Raw genomic sequence first — 8,288 nt, forward strand, 5'->3', positions numbered from 1 at the left:
TTCATCCTGAGCCAGGATCAAACTCTCAATAAAATGGTATCTAAAGAACCGAAGTTCTTCAAATCACTTTATCGAAGCTTAATTCATAGCTTCAAAGAAATTAAATCAAGAGCCTTCTTTCAAGCTTTGCTTGTCAGAAGGACTTCTCGTCCTTTCTGGTGCTTCGTGTTTCTTTCACGTTGTTTAATTTACAAGGTACACGCTCTTGCCAGCCATTCGGGCTGACGTGCTATTTATTTTAGCACGCTCTGTTTTGCTTGTCAAGAACTTTTTTCAAGTTTTTTCAGGGCTTTTTAGCCCCGAACCGCTTGTTTCGGTTCTTTTTCAAGCTCGTTCACGCCCTCCGGCGCGAACTCATTTAGTTTACCACGCACGCTCGCGTTTGTCAAGCACTTTTTTCTGATCTTTTTCCGCAAGACCGTCCAGGTTCCCCTCGGTTTCTTCCGGTTTTGGTCAGATTTTCATGCCCTCTCGCAAGGCGCTCAGATAGAATATCACTCTCGCCCCCATTTGTCAACATCTTTTTTCACTTTTCTTTCGACTTTTTGCGCCGCTCCAAACACTACCTATATATAGTAGAAAATCAGAGACTTACCCACAAGATGCCCCCTACTCTCTCTTGCGGAACAGAGAGATGACAAACAGCAGCAGCGGACCGCCCAATCCAAAGAGAATACTCCCCCACAGCACCGGCCCTCCCAAAGCCCAATCCAGGGCAAAGGCGTCGGGAAAGAGCCAGATGGCCCCTGCCGCAGCCGCCAGAATGATGGGCAGCACGGCGGTGGTTCTTTTCTTAATCGCAAACCCTTTCTGGGCCAATTCCGAACAGGCACAAGCCAACAGAGACAACAGAGCCAGATCGGCCAGCACCCACAGGGCAATGATGACCGACTCCATCCGCTGGAAGGTGCCCTCAAAGCCAATGCCTTTTACCATCATAAAGAAGGGGGTATCCATACGCCCGGCCAGGCCGGGCCCAAAGTTGCCCAGGCAGACCACCTGCAAGGCGGTGAGGGTGAGGCACAGGCCCACCGCCCAGCGCAGAATCTTTCTCCGGCTGCCCTCCTCTGGCACCACATGGCCCCCCAGGCAGGTGGCGAAGACCACATAGCCCAGCAGGCCCAGCACCGGCAGGGTGGCCCAGCCCACTGCGGGCAGGTCCTCCACCCACACGGGCAGCAGATTGGCAGTATCCACCTGAAAGGCTCCCAGCAGCAGGGACAGGGCCAGCCCGGCGGCCAGAGTGAGGAAGAACACCTCTCCCGCTCGGGCCAAAGCCCGCACCGGCTTGCGGACCAGCCAGAAGGTCGCCCCCAACAGGGCCAGCAGAAAGAGCACCATAGGGGCGTTGCGGTAGCTGATGGTAAGAAAGCGCAGGGCCACCTGCCGGGCGTTGGCCGCCAGCAGGTAGAGCCCCCACAGAAAGTAGAGCAGGCAGAACACCCGCCCCAAGGCAGGACCCAGCAGCTGTTGGGCGGTATTGGGCAGACCGCCCCTGTCCGGGCCGTCCCTGAACAGCCGCCAAAGCAGCCAGCACAGCCCCAGCAGTACCGGCAGAGCGACTAGAGTGGCCAGCCACCCAGCCTCCCCGGTCCGCCGGGCGGTGCTGCCGGGCAGCAGCTGAATGGCGGGGGACAGCAGAGCCGCAAAGGTCAGGGTCAGCAGCTGCCGCAGAGAAATGCGGTCGTCCGGCATGGTGTCACCTCCTAAATATAATAGTGAATCGTCATTACCCGTCAGCGTGGTAGCTGCGCTGGATTACCGCCTCGGCGGTGGCCTCCAGCTTCAAGTCTTTCATGGAATAGCTGCCCAGCAGCACCTCCTTGTGCCAGGGCACCGCAAAGGCGGCGGATTGGCGCAGCCCCAGATAGTCGGCGTCCAGCACCCGGGACAGCTCCAGCGCCCGGGCCATCCGCTCCGCCTCCACCTGAGCCAGCTCCGCCTCCAGGGCATCCAGTGTGGCCTGGTCGGGCATGGCGCTCCCCTCCGCCAGATTGGCATCCACCTTACAGTGGACCTTTAACCCGGCCAGAGTGTCCCCCTGCCAGATGGGGCGCACCGAGGCGGCGGCACCCACTACCCGCAGGGCGGCGGCGGTGCCGTCGGGGGCCTGTACCTCCACCACGTCGGCATCCACCTTGCCGAAAATCAGATTGACCCCCAGAGCGGCGTCTCCCTCCGCCCAGCCTACCAGCACCCCATCCTTTAGAATCCCGTAGCCGGCAGCGGTGAGTCCACCGTCCGCCAGCACCGCAGGCAGAAAGGAGGCCCCCTGCCGGTCCAGCTCGGCCAGCACATCCTTTACCGTCCGGGGCATGGAGTTGGCAGTGAGCCCGGCGTCGTCGGCCAGGGCCTCCAGCCGGTCGGTGGCAGAGCCGTCGGCGGCGGCAGCCTCAATGGCCTGACCCGCCGTGCCATTGCGCACCACATAGAGGGCGGTCTCCAGGCGCATCTCCACATCCCGCAGCACATAGTCCAGAGAGGGCATGACCCCCCGTTTGGCCAGTCCCTCCCCCAGCAGTAGCTGAGTGACGTGGCCGAAATAGAGGTAGGAGGACCCCTCCCCCTGGAGTTCCAGCACGGCGGCGCTGATGGTACCCGCTTCCCCCGCCACCACCTCAGTCTCCTCCTGAGAGGTGCCGCCGGAGGCGGTGATGGCCACCCCGGCATCCCCAGCCGTATCCACTCCCAGGGTGCGGATCAGCTCCATGTCCTCGATCTCCCGGGCGTATGGCAGAAAACCGGAGTACCGGCGGCAGCCGGTGAGCAGGAGCATAAGGAGCAGCACCAACAGAACCTGTTTTTTCACCGCTGTTTCCTCCTGTTCCTGGGCTTGAGGGCGGCAGGCCGGTCCTTGATCTGGGGCATGGGCCGCCGCAGCAGCACGTGCTCCCGTGGCCTGCGGCCGGTACCCACCGCAAAAGGGGTGAGATAGGGCACCCCAAAGCTCTCGATGCCCGCCAGATGGACGATGAGTACCGCCGCGCCCATGACGGTGCCGAAGAGTCCCGCCGCGCTGGACAGCAGCACCAGCACAAACCGCCAGATTCGCAGGGCGCCCCCCAGCTCCTGAGAAGGCATGGTGTACCCGGCGATGCCGGCCACCGCCACCACAATAAGCACCGCCGGGGAGACGATCTTGGCCTCCACCGCCGCCGAGCCCACCACCAGACCGCCTATAATAGAAACCGTCTGACCGATGGACTGGGGCAGCCGCAGGCCCGCCTCCTGCAGGATCTCAAAGGCGATGAGCAGGACGATGACCTCAAAAGCCGAACGGAAGGGCACGTTCTGCTTGGCAGCGATGATGGACAGGGCCAGCCGGGTGGGGATCATCTCCTGGTGAAAGGTGACCATGGCGATATAGAGGGCGGGCAGCAGCAGGGTGGTAAGCATACAGAAGTAGCGCAGCACCGTCAGGGCGGTGGCCAGCAGCCAGTTGGAGGACTTGTCCTGGGGGGCCTGCAAAAAGTTGCCCAGCACCGCCGGAGCCAGATAGCCCAGAGGGATGCCGTCGATGAGGATGCCCACCCTCCCCTGGGCCAGCCCGGCGCAGAACCGATCGGACCGCTCGGTGTACTGGATGAGGGGAAAGGGGGTGTGGGCGGCGGGCACGATATACTCCTCAATGGCTCCGGTGGAAAACACCCCGTCAATGTCGATGTCCCGCAGCTGGGCGGTCACCTGCTCCACCAGATGGGGATTGGTGATCCCCTCTATATATAGGATATCCACCAGCGTGGCCGACTGGCGGCCTACGATCTGCTCCTGAATCCGCAGCTCCGGGGCCTTCAAATGGCGGCGGACAATGCTGGTGTTGGTACGCACGCTCTCCACAAAGGCGTCCTTGGACCCCTTGAGCACCGTCTCGTTGTCGGGAGCGGACACAGACCGCTTCTCCTCGGTACCCACAAAGCAGGACAGCACCGTGCTTTCCCCGGGAAACAGGAACACGCACCACCCGGCCACCAGGTCAAAGACCACCTGGTCCAGCCTGTCCCGCTCCTCCACCGTCAGGTTGTACAGGGCCCCCTGGCGCATCCGCTCCATCATGGGGGTGGTTCCGGCGCATCGGGCCAGCTCCGGATCCTGGGCCATGGGCCGCAGGAGATAGTCGCTGATGCGCTCCATCCGCACCATACCGCTGAGGTAGCACAGGGTCAAACTGTGCCTGGGGTCCTCCCCCACCCACACCGTCCGGTGGACAAAATCCACACAGTCCCGGAAGATCTCCTCCAGCCGGGCCAGGGTGATGGCCCCCGGATAGCGGGGCTCCTGCCGGGGGTGGGGATGGGTCTGTCCGTCGGAGCGATCATGGGCCACGGCAAGTCCTCCTTTGTCTGAATGTGCGCATCAACGCTCTCTGCGTTTCCCCATTCAGAGCTCTTTTTTACAGTCCCACGGCCCTGTTTGGGTGAATTTGACGAATTGAACTTTTTTATACTGCCCCGTTTTCGCCTTGTTATACAAACTTGAAGGTAACTGTTGCAATTTTCCAAAAGAATTGATATACTTGAAAAAACTCCCCGGTTCATCTGGTAAACTAGTCACCTTCCGGTAAGTATCCCGCCGCTCCGGTGGAGCAATTCTAACAAAGAGGAGGAGCCCCTATGAAGCCCTTTACCCAAGCCGCCGACGTTCTAGACAAGGAGCTGGCGGACAAGATCGACGGCATCATCTCCGCCCACAACGGGGACGCCACCCAGCTGGTGGGTATCCTGCTGGACGTGGAGGCCGCCGTGGAGCGGCACTACATCCCTGAGTCCGCCGCCTACTATGTGGCCGAGAAGCTGGGCGTCAAGCCCACTCAGGTCTACGATGTCATCTCCTTCTACACCGCGCTCCACTCCAAGCCCCGGGCCAAGTTCACTCTGGAGGTGTGCAACTCCGCCCCCTGCCGGGTGAAGGACAGCGACACTCTGGTGGAGACCCTCAAGCGCCTGCTCAACCTGGAGGTGGGCGAGGTCACCTACGACGGCCGCTTTTCCATCGAGAAGGTCCCCTGCTTCGGGGCCTGCGACGTGTCCCCCGCCGTGCGGGTCAACGGCGTGGTGTACGGCCATCTGGACAGCGAGGAGCGTATCCTGGATATGCTCCAGCAGCTCAATTAAGGGGGTGCCGGTATGAGCAAGAAAGTCTGTTTTATCACCCGTAACTTCGGGAAGTACGATCCGGACAGCCTGAAGAGCTACGAGTCCATCGGCGGCTTCACCGCCCTGCGGAAGGCCCTGAAGATGGACGGCAACGAGATCGCCGACGTGCTGGCCGCCAACGGCGTTCAGGGCCGCGGCGGCGCCGCCTACGACATGGGCAAGAAGTGGCGCCAGGCCCGTGAGGTCAAGGGCAAGCACAAGTGCGTGGTGTGCAACGCCGACGAGGGCGAGCCCGGCACCTTCAAGGACCGTGAGCTGCTGACCAACGATCCCTTCCAGCTGCTGGAGGGCATGATCATTGCCGGCTGGTCCGTGGGCGCCGACAACGGCTACATCTATATGCGTGAGGAGTATTCTCACCTGCGTCCCCGCCTGCTGTCCGCCATCGCCCAGTGCGAGGAGGCCGGCTACCTGGGCGACGATATCCTGGGCTCCGGCCTGAACTACCGCATCCACCTCTACTCCGGCGCCGGCGCCTACGTCTGCGGCGAGGGCTCCGCTCTGGCCGAGTCCGTCGAGGGCAAGGCGGGCCGTCCCCGTATGAAGCCCCCCTTCATCAAGCAGTGCGGCGTGTTCCACCTGCCCACCTGCGTCAACAACGTGGAGTCCCTCTCCCTGGTGCCCCCCCTGCTGCTGGACGACGAGGGCTACTACAAGAGCCAGGGCACCGAGGACTGCCCCGGCACCAAGATGATCTCTGTCTCCGGCAACGTGAAGAACCCCGGCGTGTTTGAGGTGCCCTTCGGCATCACCATCCGGGAGATCATCTACGACCTGGCCGGCGGTATGGAGAACCCCGAGTATCCCCTGCGCCTGGTGCAGCTGGGCGGCGCTTCCGGCCGGATCTGCGCTCCCTCCCAGCTGGACACCCCCTACACCTACAAGGGAATGCGGCAGGCCGACCTGACTGCCATCGGCTCGGGCGCCGTGCTGGTGGTGGACGAGCGCACCAGTGTCATCGGCTTCCTGCGGATGACCCAGGAGTTCTTCTCCCACGAGAGCTGCGGCCAGTGCACCCCCTGCCGGGAGGGCAACCGCCACATCGCCATGCTGCTGGATAAGGTGGCCGCCGGCGAGCACACCCAGAAGGATGTGGACACCCTGAAGAAGTTCGCCGACATCATGTCCTGCGCTTCCCTGTGCGGCCTGGGCGAGACGGCTCAATCCGCCCTGCTGTCCGCCATGAAGCGCTTCCCTGAAGTCTTTGCCGTCAAAGAGGAGGTCGCGGTCCGATGAGCAATACGGTACATCTTACCATCAACCATATGCCGCTGGAGGTGCCCGCCGGCACCCGCATCATCGAGGCGGCCAAGATGCTGAACATTGATATCCCCCATCTGTGCTACCATCCCGACCAGACCATCAAGGCCCACTGCCGGATGTGTATGGTGGAGGTCACCGGCCAGCGCAAGCTGCTGGCCGCCTGCTCCACCGTGGTGTGGGAGGGCATGGAGGTCTTTACCGACACCAAGAAGGTGTACGACGCCCAGGTGGGCGTGCTGGACCTGATTCTGGCCGACCACAAGCAGAACTGCCTGTCCTGCGCCCGCAACGGCAACTGCGAGCTGCAGAAGCTGTGCCGCCGGTTCAACCGCCTGCTGCCCGAGCTGCCCGACATCTCCTCCAACGAGCCCCTGCGCATCGACAATCCCTCCATCGTGCGGGACCCCTCCAAGTGCGTCAAGTGCGGCCGCTGCGTGAAGGTGTGCGCCGAGGTCCAGGGCTGCGCCGCCCTCACCGCCGCCAACCGCTCCGGCGACTTCAAGATCACCACCGCCTTTGACCTGCCCATGGACCAGACCGACTGCGTCCTGTGCGGCCAGTGCTCCCTGGTGTGCCCGGTGGGCGCCATCGTGGAGGTGGACAACACCAACGATGTGGTCCGCGCCATTCAGGACCCCCGCAAGCACGTTGTGGTCCAGGTGGCTCCCTCCGTCCGCGTGGGCCTGGGCGACGAGTTCGGCCTGGAGCCCGGCGCCATCGTCACCGGCAAGATGGTCACCGCCCTGAAGATGATGGGCTTTGACAAGGTGTTCGACACCAACTTCACCGCCGACCTGACCATCATGGAGGAAGGCAGCGAGCTGCTGGACCGCATCAAGAACGGCGGCAAGCTGCCCATGATCACCTCCTGCTCCCCCGGCTGGGTCACCTACATGGAGAAGCATCACCCCGAGCTGTGCGACAACCTGTCCACCGCCAAGAGCCCCCAGGGTATGTTCGGCGCCGTGGTCAAGACCTACTATGCCCAGAAGATGGGCTGGGACCCCCACGACATCGTGTCCGTGTCCGTCATGCCCTGTACCGCCAAGAAGTACGAGGCCTCCCGTCCTGAGCTGGGCCGGGACGGCTACCGGGACGTGGACTATGTCCTCACCACCCGCGAGCTGGCCAAGCTGATCCGCTACGAGGGTCTGGACCTGTCCGTGCTGCCTGAGAGCGAGTTTGACTCCCCCTTGGGCATCGGCTCCGGCGCCGGCGCCATCTTCGGCGCCACCGGCGGCGTGATGGAGGCCGCCCTGCGTACCGCCTATGAGGTGTACACCGGCCAGACTCTGCCCCGTCTGGAGTTCGAGGACGTCCGCAACGACGTCAACGCCATCAGGGAGGCCACCATTGACCTCAACGGCACCCCGCTGAAGGTGGCCATCGCCAACGGTCTGAAGAATGCCGAGGAGATCATCCGCCGGGTGGAGAGCGGCGAGGCCGACTACATCTTCATCGAGATCATGGCCTGCCCCGGCGGCTGCATCGGCGGCGGCGGTCAGCCCATCGGCACCAACAACGCCGTCCGGGACGCCCGCATCAAGGCCCTGTACGAGATCGACCGGTCCCTGCCTCTGCGTAAGAGCCACGAGAACCCGGAGATCAAGACCATCTATGAGGAGTTCTTCGGTGCGCCTCTGTCCCACCGCTCTCACGAGCTGCTCCACACCCACTATCACGCCCGTCCCAAGAAGCACGACTTCTCTCATCTGAAGTAAGCAGAAGGGTCTGCTGCAAAACCGCTGTCTTACACAAGCCTGTCATTGCGAGCCAGTGCGCACACTGGCGTGGCAATCCGTTTCCCCGGCAAAAGGGGCGGATTCCCACGAAAAACGGCCGCCCACCGGGCGGCCGTTTTTCTCGGAATGA

At 62.6% G+C, this 8,288-nt stretch carries 7 protein-coding genes; 4 read left to right on the top strand and 3 right to left on the bottom strand.

Translation table 11 applies throughout. The features are described from left to right. On the top strand, positions 1 to 225 hold a 225-nt coding region (locus B5G42_RS18515; protein WP_206406207.1), incomplete at its 5' end, for a hypothetical protein. Between the two features lie 384 nt (positions 226 to 609). On the opposite strand, the gene B5G42_RS16825 is transcribed toward B5G42_RS18515, so the two are convergent. Genes B5G42_RS16825 through B5G42_RS16835 form a run of 3 tightly spaced genes read right to left on the bottom strand, consistent with a single transcriptional unit; the run spans position 610 to position 4,323 of the window. Continuing rightward, the gene (locus tag B5G42_RS16825; protein WP_087272878.1) at positions 610 to 1,695 is read right to left on the bottom strand and encodes a GerAB/ArcD/ProY family transporter; all 1,086 of its coding nucleotides are present in this window, start codon (positions 1,693 to 1,695) and stop codon (positions 610 to 612) included. 34 nt (positions 1,696 to 1,729) lie between these two features. Continuing rightward, on the bottom strand, positions 1,730 to 2,809 hold the full coding sequence (locus tag B5G42_RS16830; protein ID WP_087272880.1) for a Ger(x)C family spore germination C-terminal domain-containing protein: 1,080 nt from the start codon (positions 2,807 to 2,809) through the stop codon (positions 1,730 to 1,732). Next, on the bottom strand, positions 2,806 to 4,323 hold the full coding sequence (locus tag B5G42_RS16835; RefSeq protein ID WP_087187336.1) for a spore germination protein: 1,518 nt from the start codon (positions 4,321 to 4,323) through the stop codon (positions 2,806 to 2,808). The genes B5G42_RS16830 and B5G42_RS16835 overlap by 4 nt, the downstream gene beginning before the upstream one ends. 287 nt (positions 4,324 to 4,610) lie before the next feature. Here B5G42_RS16835 and B5G42_RS16840 point away from each other — a divergent pair, with 287 nt between their 5' ends. Genes B5G42_RS16840 through B5G42_RS16850 form a run of 3 tightly spaced genes read left to right on the top strand, consistent with a single transcriptional unit; the run spans position 4,611 to position 8,137 of the window. Next, the gene (locus tag B5G42_RS16840; protein WP_087187335.1) at positions 4,611 to 5,111 is read left to right on the top strand and encodes a complex I 24 kDa subunit family protein; all 501 of its coding nucleotides are present in this window, start codon (positions 4,611 to 4,613) and stop codon (positions 5,109 to 5,111) included. Positions 5,112 to 5,123: 12 nt separating this feature from the next. Then, positions 5,124 to 6,389, top strand: a complete 1,266-nt coding sequence (locus B5G42_RS16845) for a complex I 51 kDa subunit family protein (protein ID WP_087272883.1) — start codon at positions 5,124 to 5,126, stop codon at positions 6,387 to 6,389. Next, the gene (locus B5G42_RS16850) at positions 6,386 to 8,137 is read left to right on the top strand and encodes an NADH-dependent [FeFe] hydrogenase, group A6 (RefSeq protein ID WP_087272886.1); all 1,752 of its coding nucleotides are present in this window, start codon (positions 6,386 to 6,388) and stop codon (positions 8,135 to 8,137) included. The genes B5G42_RS16845 and B5G42_RS16850 overlap by 4 nt, the downstream gene beginning before the upstream one ends. Positions 8,138 to 8,288 lie beyond the last annotated feature (151 nt).

Source organism: Flavonifractor sp. An91 (assembly GCF_002159225.1).
GTDB lineage: Bacteria > Bacillota > Clostridia > Oscillospirales > Oscillospiraceae > Flavonifractor > Flavonifractor avicola.

Bases quoted from the DNA above. Each gene is read 5' to 3' on its own strand.
- B5G42_RS16840 (WP_087187335.1), top strand. From the start codon at position 4,611: ATGAAGCCCTTTACCCAAGCCGCCGACGTTCTAGACAAGGAGCTGGCG.
- B5G42_RS16825 (WP_087272878.1), bottom strand. From the start codon at position 1,695: ATGCCGGACGACCGCATTTCTCTGCGGCAGCTGCTGACCCTGACCTTT.
- B5G42_RS16845 (WP_087272883.1), top strand. From the start codon at position 5,124: ATGAGCAAGAAAGTCTGTTTTATCACCCGTAACTTCGGGAAGTACGAT.
- B5G42_RS16850 (WP_087272886.1), top strand. From the start codon at position 6,386: ATGAGCAATACGGTACATCTTACCATCAACCATATGCCGCTGGAGGTG.